The 18,846-nt window shown below is 71.3% G+C and carries 16 protein-coding genes; 5 read left to right on the top strand and 11 right to left on the bottom strand.

The window, feature by feature from the left end; all coding sequences use genetic code 11:
* Positions 1-414: 414 nt before the first annotated feature.
* Entirely contained in the window at positions 415-1,497 is a 1,083-nt protein-coding gene (locus AB0F10_RS34820) for a lytic polysaccharide monooxygenase (RefSeq protein WP_360635108.1), read from the top strand.
* A gap of 274 nt (positions 1,498-1,771) precedes the next feature.
* On the opposite strand, the gene AB0F10_RS34815 is transcribed toward AB0F10_RS34820, so the two are convergent.
* The 3 genes from AB0F10_RS34815 to AB0F10_RS34805 form a co-directional block, all read right to left on the bottom strand.
* Positions 1,772-2,782 carry a pectinesterase family protein gene (locus AB0F10_RS34815; protein ID WP_360635105.1) on the bottom strand — a complete coding sequence of 337 codons (1,011 nt, stop codon included), beginning with the start codon at positions 2,780-2,782 and terminating at the stop codon, positions 1,772-1,774.
* 79 nt (positions 2,783-2,861) lie between these two features.
* Positions 2,862-3,866 carry a right-handed parallel beta-helix repeat-containing protein gene (locus tag AB0F10_RS34810; RefSeq protein ID WP_360635102.1) on the bottom strand — a complete coding sequence of 335 codons (1,005 nt, stop codon included), beginning with the start codon at positions 3,864-3,866 and terminating at the stop codon, positions 2,862-2,864.
* A 237-nt stretch (positions 3,867-4,103) separates the two neighbouring features.
* Positions 4,104-5,138 (bottom strand): arabinan endo-1,5-alpha-L-arabinosidase, encoded by a 1,035-nt coding sequence (locus tag AB0F10_RS34805; protein ID WP_360635099.1) that lies wholly within the window; start codon positions 5,136-5,138, stop codon positions 4,104-4,106.
* A 225-nt stretch (positions 5,139-5,363) separates the two neighbouring features.
* Between AB0F10_RS34805 and AB0F10_RS34800 the strand changes: the two genes are divergently transcribed.
* On the top strand, positions 5,364-6,128 hold the full coding sequence (locus tag AB0F10_RS34800; RefSeq protein WP_360635096.1) for a class I SAM-dependent methyltransferase: 765 nt from the start codon (positions 5,364-5,366) through the stop codon (positions 6,126-6,128).
* Positions 6,129-6,131: 3 nt separating this feature from the next.
* Here the strand turns inward: AB0F10_RS34800 and AB0F10_RS34795 are convergent, their stop codons facing one another.
* The 8 genes from AB0F10_RS34795 to AB0F10_RS34760 all read right to left on the bottom strand — a co-directional run bounded on the left by AB0F10_RS34795 (position 6,132) and on the right by AB0F10_RS34760 (position 16,320).
* Positions 6,132-6,353: a hypothetical protein gene (locus AB0F10_RS34795; protein ID WP_360635093.1), complete on the bottom strand. Its 222-nt coding sequence runs from the start codon at positions 6,351-6,353 to the stop codon at positions 6,132-6,134.
* A gap of 113 nt (positions 6,354-6,466) precedes the next feature.
* Entirely contained in the window at positions 6,467-7,204 is a 738-nt protein-coding gene (locus AB0F10_RS34790) for a peptidylprolyl isomerase (RefSeq protein ID WP_360635090.1), read from the bottom strand.
* Between the two features lie 77 nt (positions 7,205-7,281).
* Complete coding sequence (locus tag AB0F10_RS34785; RefSeq protein ID WP_360635088.1) at positions 7,282-8,961, bottom strand: substrate-binding domain-containing protein; 1,680 nt, start codon at positions 8,959-8,961, stop codon at positions 7,282-7,284.
* 101 nt (positions 8,962-9,062) lie between these two features.
* A complete protein-coding gene (locus tag AB0F10_RS34780; RefSeq protein ID WP_360635085.1) occupies positions 9,063-11,240 on the bottom strand; it encodes an alpha-galactosidase in 2,178 nt (725 codons plus the stop codon).
* 4 nt (positions 11,241-11,244) lie between these two features.
* Positions 11,245-12,573, bottom strand: a complete 1,329-nt coding sequence (locus AB0F10_RS34775; RefSeq protein WP_360635082.1) for an extracellular solute-binding protein — start codon at positions 12,571-12,573, stop codon at positions 11,245-11,247.
* A gap of 32 nt (positions 12,574-12,605) precedes the next feature.
* Positions 12,606-13,460, bottom strand: coding sequence for a carbohydrate ABC transporter permease (locus AB0F10_RS34770; RefSeq protein WP_360635079.1), 855 nt, complete (start codon positions 13,458-13,460; stop codon positions 12,606-12,608).
* Positions 13,457-14,335, bottom strand: coding sequence for a sugar ABC transporter permease (locus tag AB0F10_RS34765; protein WP_360635076.1), 879 nt, complete (start codon positions 14,333-14,335; stop codon positions 13,457-13,459). The genes AB0F10_RS34770 and AB0F10_RS34765 overlap by 4 nt, the downstream gene beginning before the upstream one ends.
* Positions 14,332-16,320 carry a beta-galactosidase gene (locus AB0F10_RS34760; RefSeq protein ID WP_360635072.1) on the bottom strand — a complete coding sequence of 663 codons (1,989 nt, stop codon included), beginning with the start codon at positions 16,318-16,320 and terminating at the stop codon, positions 14,332-14,334. Before AB0F10_RS34760 ends, AB0F10_RS34765 begins: the two co-directional genes overlap by 4 nt.
* Before the next feature lie 138 nt (positions 16,321-16,458).
* Between AB0F10_RS34760 and AB0F10_RS34755 the strand changes: the two genes are divergently transcribed.
* The 3 genes from AB0F10_RS34755 to AB0F10_RS34745 are packed head-to-tail and all read left to right on the top strand — an operon-like array spanning position 16,459 to position 18,635.
* Complete coding sequence (locus AB0F10_RS34755; RefSeq protein ID WP_360635069.1) at positions 16,459-17,478, top strand: LacI family DNA-binding transcriptional regulator; 1,020 nt, start codon at positions 16,459-16,461, stop codon at positions 17,476-17,478.
* A gap of 43 nt (positions 17,479-17,521) precedes the next feature.
* Positions 17,522-18,064, top strand: coding sequence for a pyridoxamine 5'-phosphate oxidase family protein (locus tag AB0F10_RS34750; RefSeq protein WP_360635065.1), 543 nt, complete (start codon positions 17,522-17,524; stop codon positions 18,062-18,064).
* The gene (locus tag AB0F10_RS34745; protein WP_360635062.1) at positions 18,051-18,635 is read left to right on the top strand and encodes a sugar O-acetyltransferase; all 585 of its coding nucleotides are present in this window, start codon (positions 18,051-18,053) and stop codon (positions 18,633-18,635) included. Before AB0F10_RS34750 ends, AB0F10_RS34745 begins: the two co-directional genes overlap by 14 nt.
* Positions 18,636-18,846: the final 211 nt, after the last annotated feature.

The raw sequence follows: 18,846 nt of genomic DNA, 5'->3' as shown, positions 1-18,846 counted from the left end.
CTCCCCGTCCTCGCCGGGCGGGCGGAGGGTGGGGCGGGGCCGGCAGGGGCGCAGCGGGGGGGCGTCGGGCGGCCGCCCGCCGGCGGTGCTGTCCCGGGTACGCCGCCGGGCCGGGCCGCCGGCGTGCGGAGCGCGAGGTGGAGTCATGGCACATCCATTCGCAAGACGCGGACGGTCAGCCCGTCCACCGGGTAAGTGGCCGCGGCGCCGCGATTGGTTGCCAGGATCCGGAAACTTTCCTTGGCGAGGTTGGCGGTCGCCGGGGGAATTGACATGCGCCGATTGCTCGGCGAGGCTGAGCGCGCACCCCGTCGGGCCGCGCGGCGCCCGGAAGCCAGGGCAGCTTCCGCCGTACCCCTCTCGACCCGTGCCCTTTTCCTCGAGGGCCTCGAACTCACGGAGTGCTGATCCCCCATGTCCTCAACTCTACGAACCCGCGTCTTCGTCAGCGGGCTCGTCGGAGCCGTCATCGCCGCCCTGGCGATAGCGGTGCTTCCGGCCGGGCCCGCCTCAGCGCACGGCAACGTCACCGGGCCGGCGTCGCGCAACTACGGCTGCTACGAACGGTGGGGCAGCAAGTTCCAGGACCCGACCATGGCGACCGAGGATCCGATGTGCTGGCAGGCCTGGCAGGCCGACCCCAACGCCATGTGGAACTGGAACGGCCTGTTCCGCGAGGGCGTCGCCGGTAACCACCAGGCGGCCATCCCGGACGGCCAGTTGTGCAGCGCCGGCCACACCCAGAGCGGGCGTTACAACGCGATGGACACCGTCGGCGACTGGAAGGCGGCCGCCGTCGGCAACAGCTTCAACGTGCGGCTGTTCGACGGCGCCCTGCACGGCGCCGACTACATCCGGGTGTACGTGACCCGGGCGGGCTTCAACCCGGTCACCACGGCGCTGAAGTGGTCCGATCTCGAGCTGGTCAGCCAGATCGGCAACACGCCCGCCGCGCAGTGGACCGCGGTCAACGGCGGCGTGCAGATCGACCTGCCGGTGGCGCTGTCCGGGCGTTCCGGCCGGGCGATGGTCTACACGATCTGGCAGGCCAGCCACCTGGACCAGTCGTACTACTTCTGCAGCGACATCAACATCGGCGGGGGCGGCACGACCACGCCGCCGACCACGCCGCCCACGACACCGCCGACCACCACCCCGACCACGCCGCCCACCACCGCGCCGACCACGCCACCGGCGGCGGGCGCCTGCGCGGCGACGTACTCGGTGGCCTCCACGTGGCAGGGCGGCTTCCAGGGCGACGTGACGGTCAAGGCCGGCTCGGCCGCGATCAAGGGCTGGACGGTGCGGCTGACCTACCCGGGCAGCCAGGCGGTGCAGCAGGGCTGGAACGCCACCGTCACCGCCGGCGGCAGTACGGTGACGGCGACCAATGTGAGCTACAACGGCGCATTGGCCGCCGGCGCGACAACGAATTTCGGATTCATCGGCTCCGGCACGAGCACCACCCCGGCGGTCACCTGTACCGCGACCGTCTGAGCAATTTCGCCAACCCCTTCCAACCGATCGTCGGGGCAGTTACAGTCATCTTTGGGAGCGCTCCCAAAGAACTGCCCCGACGATCCGGGAGGTGACAGACAAGTCAATTCGCGTGGCCCGGCTCCCGACACAGATCATCCGTCCGAACGGAATTGGACGGGGGATGAGGCGCCCTCCTCATCCCCCGTTTCCCGTTCCCCCGATCCTTTTCAGGGCACGACGAAGGCCCGCGGCGGCGTTCCCTGCGCCGCGGGCCTTCGAGCCTTGTGTGCGCCTATCCGGTGACGACCGGGTTCCAGCCGTCGGAACCGGCCAGGTACTTCTGCGCCGTGTAGTTCGCCGCCGTCGCGTCACTCATCTGCGGGCGGTTGCTGTTCACCGTCGCGCCCGGGCCGGTGTTGCGATACTCCGACAACCGGGCGTCCTTCCAGGAGAAACCGCTCATGTCCGTCCACGGCTGTGCGGTGCGGATGTGCGCGCCGAGCGCGGTGTTGCGGATCAGCACCTGCGGATTCGCGGTGGTGTCGCCGCCCGGGTGCCACGGCCGCCCGAGATAGACGGTCCCGGCGCCCGCATCGCCGGTCAGCCGGGAGTTGACGATGAGGATGCCGTAGGTCCTCGATCCCGGGGTCGCCGAGGCGGTCACATAGCCGTTGTTGGACTGATTGCGGGTCGACGAATAGATCTCGCAATTGTCGAACACGGAGGTACCGCTGCCGTAGATGAAATCGACGTCACCCTCGATGTAGCTCTTGTAGAAATAGGCGCGCACCGAACCGTGCGTCAGCAACGTGTCCTGATCGCCGATGAGTCTGACGTTGCGGAACCGCTGCCGGTCGGCCTTCACATAGAGCGCAAGAGCCTGCGACGCGCCGTTGGCGGCCTCGTTGTAGTCGTTGCGGATGGTGAGATTGCGTACCTCTATGTCCTTGGCGCCGAGAAGCACCGTGGCGCTGCCCTCCGTGCCGTCGGTGTTCTGCGGCCGGCTCGCGGTGATGACCACGTCGGTCGCGGTGCCGGTGGCGCCGACCAGGACGATGTTCGGCTTGTTGGCGGGCACCACGACCCGGCCGGCGTAGGTGCCCTTCTTGACGGTGATGGTGGCGGTGGACGCGTTGTTCGCGGGCACCAGGTCGACGGCGGCCTGCACGGTCCGGACGTCGCCGGTGCCGTCGGCGGCCACGGTGATCGCGGTCGCGGCCTGCGCCCCGGTCGCGACGGCGAGGCCGCCGGCCAGGATCGTGGCGCCGGCCACGGTGACGGCGAGGGTTTCTCGCAGGTACATGGTCTTCTCCTGTCGTGGACGGACAGCCCGGTACCCCGCCCCACGGTGTCGCGGGGCGGGGTACCGGGCTGTCGGCGGGTCAGAGCGAGATCCGGCCCGCACCCGCGTTGGCGGTCACGATCGACTTGACGCTGCTCGCGGCGTCCATCGTGTACGCGTACGGGATGCTCTTGACGCTGCCGCCGGTCTGCCCGGCGCCGGAGCCGACCAGCAGGTTGCCGCGGGCAACCAGCGTGCCGGGACCGGAATCGGCCTCGCCCAGGTGGTACGGGTCGGAGACACCCTCGAAGGAGTTGTTCTCGACCAGGACGCCGGCGCCCTCGGTGGAGGCCACGCCGTAGCCGGAGTTCTTGTAGTAGAAGTTGTTGTAGACGTGCACCGGGTTGCCGAAACGGACCCGCGGGTGACGCTGCGTCGACGCGTCGAACCAGTTGTGGTGGTAGGTCACCCGCAGGTGCCCGATGTCCTGGCTGCCGTTGTCGTCGCTGTGGCCGAGCAGCATGGACTTGTCGTGGTTGAAGACGTGGTTCCACGACACGGTCACGAAGTCGGAGCCGCGCTTGATGTCCACCGCGCCGTCGTGGCCGTTGCTGAAGCTGTTGTGGTCGATCCAGATGTTGGTGGCCGACGTCTGCACGTTGACCGCGTCGTCGTTCCAGTCCCGGAAGTTGATGTTCCGGATGATGACGTTGCGGTCGCCGTTGATGTTCAGCCCGCAGCCGGCGATCGTGGCGCCGGAGTTGCCGATGATGGTCTTGTTGGACCGCACCCGCAGCATGCCGGAGCAGCTGATCGTGCCCGAGATCCGGATGACCGCCGCGGAGCTGGAGCCGACCGCGGAGGTCAGCGCCGAGGCGCTGGTGACCGTGGTCGTCGCGGCGCCGCCGCCGCCGGTGGTGCCGCCGTTCTGGGTGGCCCAGCCGACCAGCTGGTCGACGGCCGCGAGCGAGGTCACCGGCGCCGCGGCCGCGCCGGTCTCGGCGGCGGAGGCGCCGTTGGTCGCGACGAGGCCGGCACCGGCGAGGGCGAGGGCGGTGGCGCCGGCGGAGGCGCCCAGCACGATGTGGCGCAACTTCTTGCGCATGGTCTTCTCCTTGAAATTCTGTGGTCGCCGCGCGATGGATCGCGGCCGAGGATGGGGTGCCGCCCGGACCGGCACCGGCGGCCCGCCGGCCGTCTGCCGGCCGGGCCGCGCTGCAGCAGGTGTTGCTGGCTCCCGCGCCCGCTTTGCCCGAAGCAAGCGCTTTCCTGTTACAGGACAACACAGACGGATGTCAATGTGAAGACAAATGCGTTTGCAGGTTATTTGCAGCGCCACCCGTCAGTAGACGAACGGCCAGCCCGCCGAGTCGTAGCCGATCAGGTTGATGCCGAGGTACGACGCACCACTGTTGGCGTAGTAGTGATAGACCAGCACGTCGCTGTCGGTGTCGGCGAAGACCGCCTGATGGCCGGGCCCGTGGATGCTGCCGTGGGTGGCGAGCATCTGGGTGCCGCCGCCCGACGTCATCGCCGTGCCGTTGCGGTCCACGTAGGGGCCGGTGACGCTGGTGGAGCGGCCGACCATGATCCGGTAGGTACTGGAGGCGCCCCGGCAGCAGTAGTCGAAGGAGACCCAGAGGTAGTAGTACGAGCCGTGCTTGAAGATGTACGGCGCCTCGATCGGCCCGCCGTTGCGCCCGGCGATCGCCCGGATCGTGCTGTCGGACCGCTTGCCGGTCGACGAGTCGAGCGCGACGAGCTTGATGCCGGACCAGAACGACCCGAAGCTCAGGAACCACCGGCCCTGGCTGTCCACCACCAGGTTCGGGTCGATCGCGTTGAAGTTGTCCGAGGTGTTCGACTCGATGACCAGACCCTGGTTGGTCCACAAGCCGGAGGCGCCGGTGGCGCTGGTGGCCAGGAAGATCGCCGAGTGGTTCGACCCGAAGGTGGACGCGGAGTAGTACAGGTAGTAGCGGCCGTTGCGGTACGAGATGTCGGGCGCCCACAGGTTCCGGCTACCGCCGGTGTACGACGTCGTCCAACTGGCGCCGCCCGGGAAGACCGCGCCGGCGTTGCGGAACGCCGTACGGTCCGATGAGGTCTTCAGCAGCAGGTTGTCGCCGGTGTAGGCGGCGATGTACCCCCCGGCGGGCGTCTTCACCATGGACGGATCGTGCGCGCCGGTGTCGCCGCTGATCACCCCGGGGTTCGGATAGGCCGCCGGCGGCGTGGTCGGCGTGGCCGCGGCGGCGAGCGGCACGGCCGCGTCGGCCGACACGGACGCGACCCCGGCCACCGCGAGCAGGGCCCCGGCCGCGACGCCCACCAACAGGCCTCGCCGGCGCGTGCGACCGGTCCAGATTCCGGACATGGGAACCTCCTGAGAACTCAGAGACATCGGTCGATGTCGTGCCGCAGTGTTAACGGTCACAAGTTCTACGTCAAGGTGTCGCCGTTGTTTCGGGCAGATGATGTGAAGGTATTGACCACCATAAGTGTGAACGTTCACAATCGTGCCACGCTGTTGCAAATCGTTGGCAATAAAGTCGCCCTACACTCTGGACTCCGGCCCCGGTGTGTAAGTAGCGTGAAGGGCATGACTCATTACCTCGCCGATGTGGCGGACGCGTGGCAGGAGAGCTGGGACCGGCAGCAGGAGGCCTACCTACCGGATCGGGAGCACCGGATCGCGACGATGCTGGACGCCGTGCTGGCGGTCGCCGGCGAGGACCCGCCCCGGGTTCTCGACCTGGCCGGCGGCACCGGCACGATCGCCCTGCGCACGCTCGACCGGTTCCCCCGCGCCCGGGTCACCGTCGTCGACCAGGACCCGGTGCTGCTCGCCCTGGCCGGCGCGGCCCTGGAGGACCGCGCGGAGATCGTCCCGGCCGACCTGCGCGACCCGTCCTGGACGGCGGCGCTGCCCGGCCACCGCTACGACGCGGTGCTCACCGCGACGGCGCTGCACTGGCTGGCGCCCGAGCGCCTGACGACGCTCTACGCCGAGATCCGGGACGTGCTGCGACCCGGCGGGCTGTTCGCCAACGCCGACCACATGCCCGACGAGGGGCTGCCCGGCCTCACCAAGCGCCTGATCGCCACGGCGGACACCCGCCGCGAGGCTCGCTACGCGACGGGTGCCGCACTGTCGTGGCGCGACTGGTGGAGCAGGGTGGCGGCGGACCCGCGCCTCGCGCCGCTCCACGCCGAGCGGCAGAAGGTCTACCCCGCCGAGCACGGCAGCTCGGAGTGGACACCACCGGCGGCCTGGCACCTCGACGCACTGCGCGCCGCGGGATTCACCGAGACCGGCCTGCTCTGGCGCGGCGCGACCGACGCGACGGTCGCCGCCATACGCTGAACCTCAGCCGCTGCGCCGGTTGCCGTACTGCCGGGGGCTCTGCACCGAGCCCCGGCCGACCGGGCTCTGGCCCTTGGCGAACGCCTCGGGGCCGGAGCCGCCCTTCTTGCCCTTGGCGCGGCGGGCCGCCCGGTTCACGAAAACCTCGGTCTGCTGCTCCTCCCCCTGCTCAGCCTCGGGCCGCTCACCGGCGGTGGCATCGGAACCTGCGGTGGACTCGGACATCGGTGTCTCCCTGATCGCTGACTGCCGCGCGGGTCGTCCCCGACCCGGGAAACGCGACCGCCCGCCCAGACGGTATCGCAGTGCCGCCGGGTCCCGGCGCACCGTCGCCGTGATCAGAAGCAGACACGCGCCGTGCGGATCTCGGTGCGCCGCGCGGGCGGCCCGTCGAGCGGCGCCGGATCCTCCTCGGTCGGCGTCACTCCCCCGGCGGCGACCCTGTCGACGGTGCGCAGCCCGGCCGGCGTGACGCCGCCGAAGATCGAGTAGTTCGGGCGCAGCGCGGAGTCGCCGTACACGAGGAAGAACTGGCTGCCGTTGGTGTCCGGGCCGGCGTTGGCCATGGCGAGCACGCCCCGGGCGTAGACGCGGCGGGCGCCGGTCGGGTCCGTCGGCGCCGGCGGAAGGCCCGTCGGCAGCTCGTCGCGGTAGCGGTAGCCCGGCCCGCCCTCGCCGGTGCCCGAGGGGTCGCCGCACTGCAGGACGAGCAGGGTCGGATACGCCGTGAGCCGGTGGCAGATGGTGCGGTCGTAGAAGCGGTGCCGGACGAGATGCACGAAGCTCTGCACCGTGCAGGGCGCGGCGGCGCGGTCCAGGACCAGCGGGATCGGCCCGAGGTTGGTGTGCAGCAGCACGCTCACGTGGCCGCGGCTGGGCGTGCGGCGGGGATCGGGTGGCAGCGGCACCGGCCGGGCGGCGGGCTCCTCGGGCGTCGGCGTGTAGGCGCACGGGCCGCCGGTCGGCCCGGCCGGATCGGTGCCTCCCGCGACGGCGGGCGGCGAACCGGCGAAGCCGAGCGCCCCGGCGAGGAGCACCGCGACGACGGCACCCCGGCACCAACGATCTACGACCATTTTCGTCCCCCCGCAAGCTCGCTCGGATGCCACCACCGGTTTAATCGATGCAAGTGGATACGTCAAGCCGGTGGGGCTCAGCGGGCCGCCGTGGTCCGCAGCGAGAGCGCGTCGAGGAAGACCGCGCCGATCTGGGCCGGGTCCTCCGCCACGAAGACGCCGCCGCCGGTGACCTCGGTGATCTGCTCCAGCGGCGGCCGGTCGACCGTGCTGCCGATGCCGAGCACGATGACCTGCACCGGCTTGTCGGGCTTGCGGGCCTCCTTCAGCTGGCCGATCAGGTCCTCGAGGGCGAGGTTGCCGGCGCCGATCCCGACGCCGTCGGTGAGGATCAGCACGGAGTTGACCCGCCCCGCCTGCCAGCCGTTCTGCACCGCGCGGTATCCCTCGAGGATGGTGCGGTAGAGGCCGGCCTCGCCGCCGGACGGCTCGATGCCGGCGAGCGCGTCCGCCACCGATTCCCGGTTGCTGGTCAGCGGGTGGATCCCGACGAGCTCGCGGCGGCCGCCGCCCGGTCCCCCGGCGGACGCCCAGAGGCCGACCGACCAGTCGTCGCTGAACAGGCCGAGCCCGCCCCGGGCGGCGGCGAGGGTCAGCCGCATGCGGGTGGCGTTGCGTGCCGCCGGCACCGGCGTGCGCATGCTGGCGGAGGTGTCGACGACCGCGAGGATCCGGGCCGGGGCCACCACGGCCGACCAGCCGGCCAGCGCGCGGTCGATGGTCGCGCCGTCGGCCTCCGAGGCCGCGGCCGCTCCGCTGTCCGCGCCGGTGCCCGTCGCGATCCGGCCCGGCGCGCCGTCGGGGCCCGCGAAGTCGGTGGGGGCGGTGCCGTCCGGGGCGCGCAGGCCGGCCTCGGAGAGGCTCTTGCGGAACCCACCGTCGCTGCTCAGCCGGGCGTAGAACTGGTGCGCCGCGGCGGCCTGGACCCCGGAGAGCTCGGGCATCACCGCGAACGGGTGGTCCAGCCCCACCGGCGACGGCTTGAGATAGAGCGCCGCGAGCGGGACCGGCGGGCGCGTGGCGTTGAACCGGACGACGTCGCTCTCCGACATGGCGGCGAGGCTGAGCCCGGCCGCCAGGGAATCGTCGTCGGTCGCCTGGGGCAGCTGGGCCATGAGGTCGTCGCGCAGCACCGACGTGTCGGTGGCCAGGGCCCGGAGCAGGCCGTTGGTGGTGCCGGGGCTGCGCTGGTCGGCGGCGTTGGCCGCGGCGCCGAGCGCGAGCAGCCCGGACAGCGCGGCGGCGTCGCGGGCCGGGTCGACCGTCCCGGTCCGGATGGTGGTGCTGGTGGTGATCAGGTGGAGCAGGTCGGAGTAGCCCGGTTTCTTGCGGGGCCAGCCGAGCTTCTTGGCGGTCGGCACCGGCATCGCCATGACGACGGGGCTGAACGCGATCGACCCCTCCTCGGTGAAGGCGAAGGTGGGCGCGGCCGAGCGCAGCCGCTGCAGCCAGGTGCCGGAGTCGGAGATCCACACGTCCGGCGGGGCGACGACCACGTTGGCCCCGCCGGTGCCGGGGACGGCGCCCCGCTGCTTCGCGCTCAGCGCGGCGGCCACGTCGGCCGGCTCCGCGGCCTGCACGTCGATCCGCACGCAGACGCCGTCGACCTCGGCCTTCGCGCTGGTCCAGGCGTCGACCTCGCTGCGCACGGCGGCGGCGACGTCCGGCGCCGCCGCGACGGCCAGGTGCACCACCCCGGAGCACTCGGCACCACCGAGCTCCCCGATGCCGAGGCGCACTCCGACCACGACCACCACGACGGCGACCGTCGTGGTGGCAGCGGTGGCTGCACGAATTCGCGTGTGTCGACGATGCCGGCCTGTCACGTAGACATCATCGACAAGAACACCTTCCTCCGCTAGGCCTGGAAGGCACTGATATCGACGGGGCGGTCCCTTTCGGTCGCAAGCGGATCGCCGGTACGGTCCCTTTCGTCACCTTCGATGCCTTCGACGGTGAAAAGCGCCGCCTGCTCGGGGGTCAGCAGCGGCGCCGGAAGGCCGACCTCGGCGAGGATCCGGCCCGGCAGCGTCACCCCTCCCGCGCGCAGCCAGGCCGGCGCCGCGTCCTGCACGACGCGCGGCTCCGGGCCGATCGACAATGGACGGACGATATAGCGACGATCCGGGTCGAGCCCGGCGAAACGGATCGGTCCGGCGAGCGCGGACTCCGCGGCCCGCAGCGAAACCAGGGCGTAGACCGCGCTGCGGGCGTCGGCGGCGACGACGCCGTGCACGAAGCGGGCCGCGTCGTCGGCGCCGGAGCGCACCACGACCCCGCCGTGCAGCAGCGGGCGCAACCGCTTGTAGAGCGCCACCCACGCCGCCACGTCCGCGCGCTCCCGCTCGGTCGCCGCGGTGAGGTCCCACTCGATGCCGGCGCTGCCGAACAGGGCGGTGGCGAAGCGCAGGCCCAGGCTCGACGTGCGCCCGGTGATGTGCGCGGTCGCCGCGCCCAGGTGACCGCCCAGGAACTCGGGCGGCAGCAGGATCCCGGTCCAGCGCTGGATCTGCTGGCGTTCCAGCGGGTCGTTGGTGTCGGAGGTCCACACCCGGTCGACCAGGTCGAGGATGCCGAGATCGATGCGCGCGCCGCCGGACGCGCAGCTCTCGATCTCCAGCCCCGGGAACGCCTCCCGCAGCTGCGCCAGCAGCCGGTAGACCGCCGTCGTCTGCCGGTGGCCGGCACCCTGGTGCAGCAGGTCACGGTTGTGGTCCCACTTCAGAAACGCGATCGGGTACGCCGTGAGCAGCGTACCGAGCCGCTCCAGCACGTAGGCGTACGCGCCGGGATCGCCGAGGTCGAGCACCCGCTGGTGCCGCCAGGTCGGCCCGGTGTCGCCGCCGAGCACCCACTCGGGGTGCGCCCGGGCCAGCTCCGAGTCCGGGCTGACCATCTCGGGCTCGACCCAGATCCCGAAGTCCATCCCCCGCTCGTGGACGTGCGCGATCAGCGGGTGCAGGCCGTCCGGGCGGCGTTCGGGGTCGACGTACCAGTCGCCCAGCGCCCGCCGGTCGTCGGTGCGGCCGGCGAACCAGCCGTCGTCCAGCACGAACCGCTCGGCCCCGGCCTCGGCCGCCGCGTCGACCAGCCGGCCGAGGGTGCCCGGGTCGTGGTCGAAGTAGACCGCCTCCCAGGTGTTGAGCACCACCGGCCGCGACGCTCGCGGCGGGCGCCGGGACCGGATCCAGGGGTGCAGCCTCGCGGAGAGGCCGTCCATCCCCGCGCCGGACCAGGCTGCGACTGCCCACGGGGTGCGGTAGGTCCCGCCCGGCGGCAGCGTCACCTCGCCGGGTGCGAGCAGCTCGCCGCAGCCGATCAGCCCGTAGCCCAGCGCCTGCCGCTCGGCCCAGATCCGCTTGTCGCCGCTCCAGGCCAGGTGCATCGCCCAGACCTGGCCGCCGCGGAAGTCGAAGCCCGGGGTGCCGACCATCATCAGGTACGGGTCGTCGTGCCCGGGCCGCCCGTGCCGGGTCTCGCGGCTCCACACGCCGTGACGCAGCGGCGCACGCTGCGGCCGCCGCTCGTACGCCCACAGCCCGCTGAAGTCGAGCACCTCCCGGGCTCGGTCCGGCACCGGCAGCACGAGCGACAGCGAGTCCAGGTGGAACGCCCCCACGCCGACGTTGCGCAGGTGTGCCCGGGCCCGCAGCACCCCCTGCTCGGAGAGCTCGAGCTCGGTGGTGAGCCGCAGCCGCCCGCCGGCCTCCGCCAGCAGGATCCGCACCGCGCGCGGGCCGCTGTTCACGACGCCGACCAGGTGGAAGCCGGCGACCTGGCCGCCGCCGTCGGGCCACCAGCCGGTGATCGCGGGCCGGCCGGTCCAGCCCTGGTCGGCCCCGGGCAGCAGGCCGAGCCGCAGCGGCTCGTCGATCGAGCTCGGCGGCACCGCCGGCACCGCGGCGCCGGCCAGCGCGGCCAGGTCGTCGTGGCCGAGATCGCCGAGGCCGCGGCCCCAGTGCAGGACGACGGGCGGCCGCGGGCCGCGGGCGTCCAGCACGAGGCTGGTGCCCGCGGCCTGCAGGTGGATCAGCAAATCGTCACTCCTTGACGGGGATCGCCTGCGACTTGAGCGTCTCGATGGTCGACGCCTGCGCCGCGGTCAGGGCGTCGGTCAGGGTGCCCTTGCCGGACACCGCAGCCTTGAAGCCGTCGGAGGCGCTGGCGTAGGTGGCGGTCATGGTCGGCCCCCAGGTGAAGTCCGGGGACACCTGGCCGGAGGCCTGCGCGAAGACCTCGTAGATCTTCTGGTCGCCGTAGAACGCGACGCCCTTCGACAGCGCCGGCAGGGTCGCGCCGGCCTTCGTCGCCGGGTAGAGGTTCGCCTTCTCGTTGAGCAGGCTGAGCGCCTCCTCGGAGGTGTTGAGCCACAGGGCGAACTGAGCGGCCTCGTAGACGTGCTTCGAGCCCTTGAACACCGCGGTGGAGGAACCGCCCCAGTTGCCGGCGACCGACTCGCCCGCGCTCCACTGCGGCATCGGCGCGACCCTCCATTTGCCTGCCGTCTTCGGCGCACCCGACGCGATGGAGTTGGCGCCCCAGACCGCGGAGACCCAGGTCCAGGCCGAGCCGGAGTTGTAGGCGTTGTCCCACTCGGAGGTCCACGGCGGCACCGCCGAGACCAGCTTCTTGTCGATCAGGCCCTGCCAGTAGTCGGCGACCTTCCTGGTCTTGTCATCGGTGAGGCTGACGGTCCACTGGTTGCCGTCGTTGGCGAACCACCGGCCGCCCGCCTGCCAGGCCAGGCCGGCGAACTGGTTGATGTCGCTCTGCGAGAAGTTGGTGATGTAGCCGCCGGCGGCCTTCACCTTCTCGGCGGCTGCGGCGTACTCGTCCCAGGTCTTCGGGATGGCGATGCCGTGCTTCTCGAAGAGGTCGGCACGGTAGAACAGCGCCATCGGGCCGGCGTCCTGCGGCACGCCGAACGCGTGGCCCTGCTCGCCGAAGCTGACCTGGGTCCAGGTCCAGTCGACGAACTGGTCCTTCGACTTCGCGACGATGTCACAGCCGCCGAGGTCGGTCAGCCCATCCTGTACGCGGAAGCCCGGCAGCGCGTCGTACTCGATCTGCCCGAGGTCGGGCGCGTTGCCGGCCTTGAGCTGGTTGAAGAAGTTCTGGTACGTGCCGCCGTTGCCGTTCGGCCCGGTCTGGACCTTGACCTGGATGTTCGGGTTCTTGGCGTTCCAGGCGGCGACGACCTCCTCGATGCCGGGGATCCACGAGGTGAAGGTGAGGCTCACCGGCCCGGACGACGGCGCGCACGACGCGGCGCCCGCGTCGCTCGACGCGTCGTCGCTCTTCGACGAGCAGGCGGTGAGCAGGAGTGCGGCGGCCAGCAGGGCGCTGACCGGCCGAAGGGACATGCGCATGCCATTTCCTTCTTCTGTGCGGACGGGAGGGGTTACTTGACTGCGCCGGCGCCGAGACCGCTGCGCCAGAAGCGTTGGAGGAACAGGAAGGCGACCACCAGCGGGGCGATCGAGAGCAGGGCACCGACGATCACCAGGCCGCGGAGTTCCGGAAGCTGGTTGACCTGGGTGTTCCACGAGTAGAGGCCGAGGGTCACCGGGAACAGCCGCTCGTCGCCGAGCATCACCAGCGGCAGCAGGAAGTTGTTCCAGACGGCGACGAAGTGGAAGAGGAAGATCGTGACCAGCGCCGGGAACATCAGCCGGACCGACACCGTGAAGAAGCTCCGCACCTCCCCCGACCCGTCGATCCGGGCCGCCTCGAGCAACTCGTCGGGGACGCTCGCGGCGGCGTAGATCCGGGCCAGGTAGACGCCGAACGGGTTGACCAGGCTGGGCAGGAACACCGACCAGAAGGTGTTGGTCGCCTCCACCCTGCTGAAGAGCAGGAACAGCGGCAGGGCCAGCGCCGTCGCGGGCACGAGCACCCCGCCCAGCACCAGGTTGAACAGCGCCTCGCGGCCGGGGAAGCGGTACTTCGCCAGCGCGTAGCCGCACATGGCCGCGAGCAGGGTGCCCAGCAGCGCCGACCCGCCGGTGTAGGCCAGGCTGTTGACCATCCAGCGCAGGAACACCCCGTCGCGGTACGCGAGCAGTTCCCGGACGTTGCCGACGAGGTCGAAGTCGGCGAACCACAGCGGGGCGGTGCTGGTGAACTGCTCGCGGCTCTTGGAGGAGCCGACGAACAGCCACCAGATCGGCACCAGGAAGTAGACGGTGCAGACGCCCATGATGAGCATCGCGGCGGTCCGCGACAGCAGGCTCTCCTGCTTGGTCGCGGCGCTCATCGCTCGCCCCGGCGCTGGGTGACCTTGAGGAACGTGAACGACAGGGCGAAGGTGGCGAGCGCCAGCACGACCGAGAAGGCCGCCGCCAGGTTGAAGTTCGGCACCGATGAGGTGGAGTAGACGGTCAGGTTCGGCGTGTAGGTGCTGGACACCGCCGAGCTGAAGCTGCGGAAGACCTGCGGCTCGGCGAGCAGCTGCAGCGTGCCGATGATGGAGAAGACCGTGGTCAGCACGATCGCCGGCATGACCAGCGGAATCTTGATGGACCAGGCGGTACGCAGGTGCCCGGCGCCGTCCAGCCGCGCCGCCTCGTAGACCTCGGTGGGTATCGCCAGCAGCGCCGAATAGATGATCAACATGTTGTAGCCGACGTAGACCCAGGTCACGACGTTGGCCATGGCCCAGAGCACCAGGTCCGCGGAGAGCAGGTCGACGTTGCTGGTGAGCGCCGTGAACGGGGACAGGTTCGGCGAGTAGAGAAAGCCCCACATGATCGCGGCGACCACGCCCGGCACCGCGTACGGGACGAAGAACGCCAGCCGGAAGAAGCGCCGGCCGCGGATCAGGCCGGAGTCGAGCAGCAGCGCCAGCAGCAGGGCCAGGCCCAGCATCACCGGCACCTGCACGACGCCGAAGGCCAGCACCCGCACGATCGACTGCCAGAACGGGGAGTCGGAGAAGACGCGCTGGTACTGCACCAGGCCGCCGAAGACCTCGCGGGCCGGTCCGAACGTGCCGGTGCGCTCGACGACGTAGAGCGACTGCACGACGGCGTAGCCGATCGGCACCAGGTAGAAGAGGGTGAACAGCGCCCCGAAGGGCAGGACGAAGAAGGCGACGGCCCGGCGCTGCACGCCTGCGGCACTGGTTGTCATGAGGGCTCCTCCCGCACGACCCGCACGGCCCCGGCGGGGACGCGCAGCAGTCCGGACACCGCCGCGCCGGTGGTCAGCTCCCGGCCGGTGGCGGCGTACTCGATGGGTTGCGTGCCGTGGTTGATGACGAAGATGTAGCTGCGGCCCCCGCCGGCGCGGCGCACCACCTCGACCGATCCGTCGCCCGGCGCCCCGATCGGCCGCACGCCGGCCTCGTGCAGCGCGACGTCCATGAGGTCGCGCAGGCTCGGCGGGTCCAGCGCGGTGGCGACATACCAGGCGGCGCCCTCCCCGTGGGTGTTCCGGGTGATCGCCGGGACGCCGGGCAGCGGGCCGTCCGCGTACGTGTCGATGGTCTTGGCCGTCGTGGTCCGCAGCCGTTCGGTCCAGAGCTCGGCGCTCCCGCCGCCGGCGAGCCGCACCCGGTCGCCGGGCAGCAGTGGGAAGAACTCCTCGGCGACCACGCCGAGCAGGTCACGGAAGGCGCCGGGGTAGCCGCCGAGCCGGACCCGGTCGCTGCGGTCGACGATCCCGCTGTAGAAGGTGACGACCGCGTGCCCGCCGCCGGCCACATAGGCGCCGAGCCCGGCGGCGTCGGCGTCCGAGACCATGTGCAGGCAGGGCACGACGACCAGCCGGTAGCGGCTCAGATCGGCGCCGGGCGCGACGACGTCGGCGGTCGCGCCGAGTTCGCGGATCGCGTTGTAGGCCGCGTGCACCTGGGCCAGGTACCGCACGTCCTGCGACGGGCGGGCCTCGGTGTCCGCCGACCACCACGACTCCCAGCTGAACAGCAGCGCGACGTCGGCCCGCACGGTCGTGCCGGCCACCTCGTCGAGCGTGGTGAGGGTGGCGGACAGGTCGAGGACCTCGCGCCAGGCGACCGTGTCGGTGCCGGCGTGCGGCACCAGCGCGGAGTGGAACTTCTCGGCGCCCTGCACCGAGGCGCGCCACTGGAAGAAGCAGAGCGAGTCGGCGCCGCGGGCGACGTGCGTCAGCGAGTTGCGCAGCATCTGCCCCGGCAGCTTCGCCAGGTTGTGCGGCTGCCAGTTGACCGCGCCGGCGGACTGCTCCATGAGCATCCACGGCGCGCCCCCGGCGAGGCCGCGGGTGAGGTCGGCGGCGAACGACAGCTCCGCGACCGGGTCGCCGAGCCGGTGGTCGAGGTAGTGATCGTTGGCGATCACGTCCATCTCGGGCGCCCAGGACCAGTAGTCCAGGTTGCGGATGTGCGCGGTGACCATGAAATTGGTGGTGACCGGCGCGGTGGTGTGCCGGCGCAGCACGGCCGCCTCGGCCCGGTACCAGCCGAGCAGTTCGTCGGAGCTGAACCGCTGGAAGTCCACGAGCTGGGCGGGGTTGCGCGCCGACAGCGCCAGCCGCGGCGGGCTGATCTCGGACCAGTCGTCGTAGCGCTGGCTCCAGAACGCCGTGCCCCAGGCCTTGTTGAGCGCCTCGATGCTGACGTACCGCTGCTCGAGCCAGCGGCGGAACGCCGCGGCGCTGGCCTCGTCGTAGCAGAGCGCGTTGTGGCAGCCGAGCTCGTTGGAGACGTGCCAGAGCACGACGGCCGGGTGGCTGCCGTAGCGGCGGGCCACCTGCTCGACCAGGGCGAGAGCGTGCCGGCGGAAGACCGGCGAGCTGGGGCACCAGGCCTGGCGGCCGCCCGGCGAACGGGTGGTGCCGTCGGCCATCACCGGCAGGATCTCGGGGTGCCGGGTGGTCAGCCACGGCGGCGGCGACGAGGTGCCGGTGCCGAGGTTGATCCTGATGCCGTGCCGGTGCAGCAGGCCGATGACGCGGTCGAGGGCGGTGAAGTCGTACTCGCCGGGCCGCGGCTCGATGCTCGACCAGCCGAAGATGTTGACGGCGACGAGGTCGATGCCGGCCTCGCGCATCAGCACGACGTCCTCGGCCCACACCTCGGGTGGCCACTGCTCGAAGTTGTAGTCGCAGCCGAGGCTGATGCCCGGTAATCCTCGCATCGGCTTCCCTTCCCGTCGTCATGGTGTGTGCACGTGCACACATTGCGCGGCGACGTCGGAACGATGGCGGGTGTGTGAACGTGCACACACTGGCACGGCCTGCGAACCCGGTCAATAGCCCGGAGCTACAGTGCTGTGGTGACCCCGCCCAGCAAGCCGAGACGCGCGACGGTCCACGACGTCGCCGCCGCGTCCGGCATCTCCCGGGGCACGGTCAGCCGCGTGCTGAACGGCGGCTACGTCTCCGCCGAGGCCCGCGCGGCCATCGAGGCCGCCATCGCCGAGGTCGGCTACGTGCCCAACACCGCCGCCCGCAACCTGGTGATGCGCCGCTCGCAGGCGGTCGGCTTCCTCGCCCTCGAGCCGCACTCCCTGCTCCTCGAGGACCCCAACATCGGCGCCATCATGCTGGGCGCCAACGAGGTGCTGTCGGTCGCGGACCACCAGATGGTCAACCTGGTGGTCGACTCGGCCCGCGACACCGAACGGGTCGCCCGCTACCTCAGCGGGGGCTTCGTCGACGGCGCCATCATCGTGTCCGCGCGTACCCACGACCCGATCACCCGGGTGATCGCCGAACTGCGGCTGCCGGCGACGTTCGTCGGGCACCCGCCGGACCTGCACCGCAGCATCCCGTTCGTCGGCATCGACAACGCCGGCTCCGCCGCGACCATCACCGAACGCCTCGCCGCCACCGGCCGCCGGCACATCGGCATGATCGCCGCCGCCCTGGACCGCGACTCCGGCGCCGACCGCCTCACCGGCTTCCGCGCGGCCCTCGGCGACCGCTTCGACCCCCGGCTCGTCGCCGAGGTGCCGCTCTACGACTACGCCTCCGGCGTCAAGGGCATGCGCGAACTCCTCGAACGCGAACCCGGCATCGACGGCGTCTTCGCCGCCTCGGACTCCGTCGCCGCCGGCGCGATGGAGGTGCTGCGCGACGCCGGCCGCGCCGTACCCGCCGACGTCGGCATCGTCGGATTCGACGACAGCTCCTGGGCAACCCGCACCCAGCCGCCACTGTCCACGGTGCACCAGCCGGCCCGCGAGATCGGCCGCAACGCTGCGGAACTGGTGCTGCGACAACTACGCGACGACGAGCCGGCACCGGCCAACGTGCTGCTGCCGACCCCGATCGTCTGGCGCGCTTCGGCCTGATCCCGGATGTCGATAGGGTCGGTACCATGATCAAGGTGCGCCGATGCCGCTGACGAACCCCTGGCTGGCCGGGCCCGCACCCGCCGGACGGCTGGGCCGGGAACCGCTCGAGGAACGCATCCTCAACCTGCTGTCGTCGCAGAACATGTGCGTGCTCGCCACCGCCGGCCCGGACGGTCCGCTCGCCACGCCGGTACGCTACTTCCACCTGGACTTCGCCGTCATGTTCACCGCCGCGCCACGATCGCCGAAGCTGCGCAACATCGCCGCCGACCCCCGCGTGTCGATCGGCGTCTTCGCCCCGCTGGTCGGCCTCGCCAGCAGCCGCGGCGCCCAGCTGTTCGGCACCGCCCGGGTCCTCGACCCCGACCATCCGGACCGGGCCGGCTACTGGGCGGCGGTCCGCTGGGAGAACGAGCACGCCGAACGCGGCCGGCCCCTGTCCGAGCCGCCGCGCGACACACTCGTCGTCATCTCGGCCGACCGCATCGTCTACACCGAGCACTGGCTGCGCCGCGAGGGCTTCGCGCCACGCCAGACCTGGCGTCGTGCACCGGAAGGGAGCAAAAATCATGCTGGACGGTGACCGCGAAACACTCGAGAGAATCCGGCAGGGCCGGCTCTACACGGAGTCGGAGGCCGCCTTCCAGGCGCCGCTGCGCCGCACGGACCTGATCTTCGACTACAATCGGACGCGGCCGGGCGATGCGCAACGACGCCGATCGCTGCTCGAGGCGATCCTCGGATCCGTCGGCGCCCGCACCGTGCTCCTCTCCCCCTTCCACGCGGGCTTCGGCAGCAACGTGCACATCGGCGACGACTTCTTCGGCAACGTCAACCTGACCTTCGTCGACGACGTGGAGATCCGCATCGGCAACGGGGTCATGATCGCGCCGGGCGTCACGCTGACCACCACCGGGCACCCGATCCACCCGGAGCTGCGGGAGGACTTCCGGCGGTTCTCCGAGCCCATCACGATCGAGGACAAGGTCTGGATCGGCAGCAACGCCGTCGTGCTTCCGGGCGTCCGCATCGGATACGGCGCCGTGGTGGGTGCGGGCAGTGTCGTCACCCACGACATCCCGGCCCTGACCGTGGCCGTCGGGGTGCCCTGCCGAGTGGCCCGGACCATCACGGACCAGGACCTCAAGGGGTAGTGCCGGTCGCCGAGGCATCAGCGGCTCCAACCGCTTCCTCCTGAAACCGATCGAAGCCGCTGGGTCTTGCCGTGTCCAGGTGAGGGGGCGCACGCCGCGTCGGGCATCCTAGGATCCTTGGATGGGGCTTGTTCGGTGCGGTTTGTGGGTGGTATTCGGTTGCGGTGGACGGGTGGGGCCGGGGGTGCCCACGAACTGCTGGTGGGTCGTT

Origin of the sequence: Actinoplanes sp. NPDC026623, from assembly GCF_040638275.1 — a bacterium.
Taxonomy (GTDB): Bacteria; Actinomycetota; Actinomycetes; order Mycobacteriales; family Micromonosporaceae; genus Actinoplanes.
Note: the sequence above shows the minus strand (reverse complement) of the source record. Positions and strands in the feature narration are given on the sequence as shown.

Coding starts and splice junctions, on each gene's coding strand:
- AB0F10_RS34820 (WP_360635108.1), top strand. CDS start 415: ATGTCCTCAACTCTACGAACCCGCGTCTTCGTCAGCGGGCTCGTCGGA.
- AB0F10_RS34815 (WP_360635105.1), bottom strand. CDS start 2,782: ATGTACCTGCGAGAAACCCTCGCCGTCACCGTGGCCGGCGCCACGATC.
- AB0F10_RS34810 (WP_360635102.1), bottom strand. CDS start 3,866: ATGCGCAAGAAGTTGCGCCACATCGTGCTGGGCGCCTCCGCCGGCGCC.
- AB0F10_RS34805 (WP_360635099.1), bottom strand. CDS start 5,138: ATGTCCGGAATCTGGACCGGTCGCACGCGCCGGCGAGGCCTGTTGGTG.
- AB0F10_RS34800 (WP_360635096.1), top strand. CDS start 5,364: ATGACTCATTACCTCGCCGATGTGGCGGACGCGTGGCAGGAGAGCTGG.
- AB0F10_RS34795 (WP_360635093.1), bottom strand. CDS start 6,353: ATGTCCGAGTCCACCGCAGGTTCCGATGCCACCGCCGGTGAGCGGCCC.
- AB0F10_RS34790 (WP_360635090.1), bottom strand. CDS start 7,204: ATGGTCGTAGATCGTTGGTGCCGGGGTGCCGTCGTCGCGGTGCTCCTC.
- AB0F10_RS34775 (WP_360635082.1), bottom strand. CDS start 12,573: ATGCGCATGTCCCTTCGGCCGGTCAGCGCCCTGCTGGCCGCCGCACTC.
- AB0F10_RS34770 (WP_360635079.1), bottom strand. CDS start 13,460: ATGAGCGCCGCGACCAAGCAGGAGAGCCTGCTGTCGCGGACCGCCGCG.
- AB0F10_RS34765 (WP_360635076.1), bottom strand. CDS start 14,335: ATGACAACCAGTGCCGCAGGCGTGCAGCGCCGGGCCGTCGCCTTCTTC.
- AB0F10_RS34760 (WP_360635072.1), bottom strand. CDS start 16,320: ATGCGAGGATTACCGGGCATCAGCCTCGGCTGCGACTACAACTTCGAG.
- AB0F10_RS34750 (WP_360635065.1), top strand. CDS start 17,522: ATGCCGCTGACGAACCCCTGGCTGGCCGGGCCCGCACCCGCCGGACGG.
- AB0F10_RS34745 (WP_360635062.1), top strand. CDS start 18,051: ATGCTGGACGGTGACCGCGAAACACTCGAGAGAATCCGGCAGGGCCGG.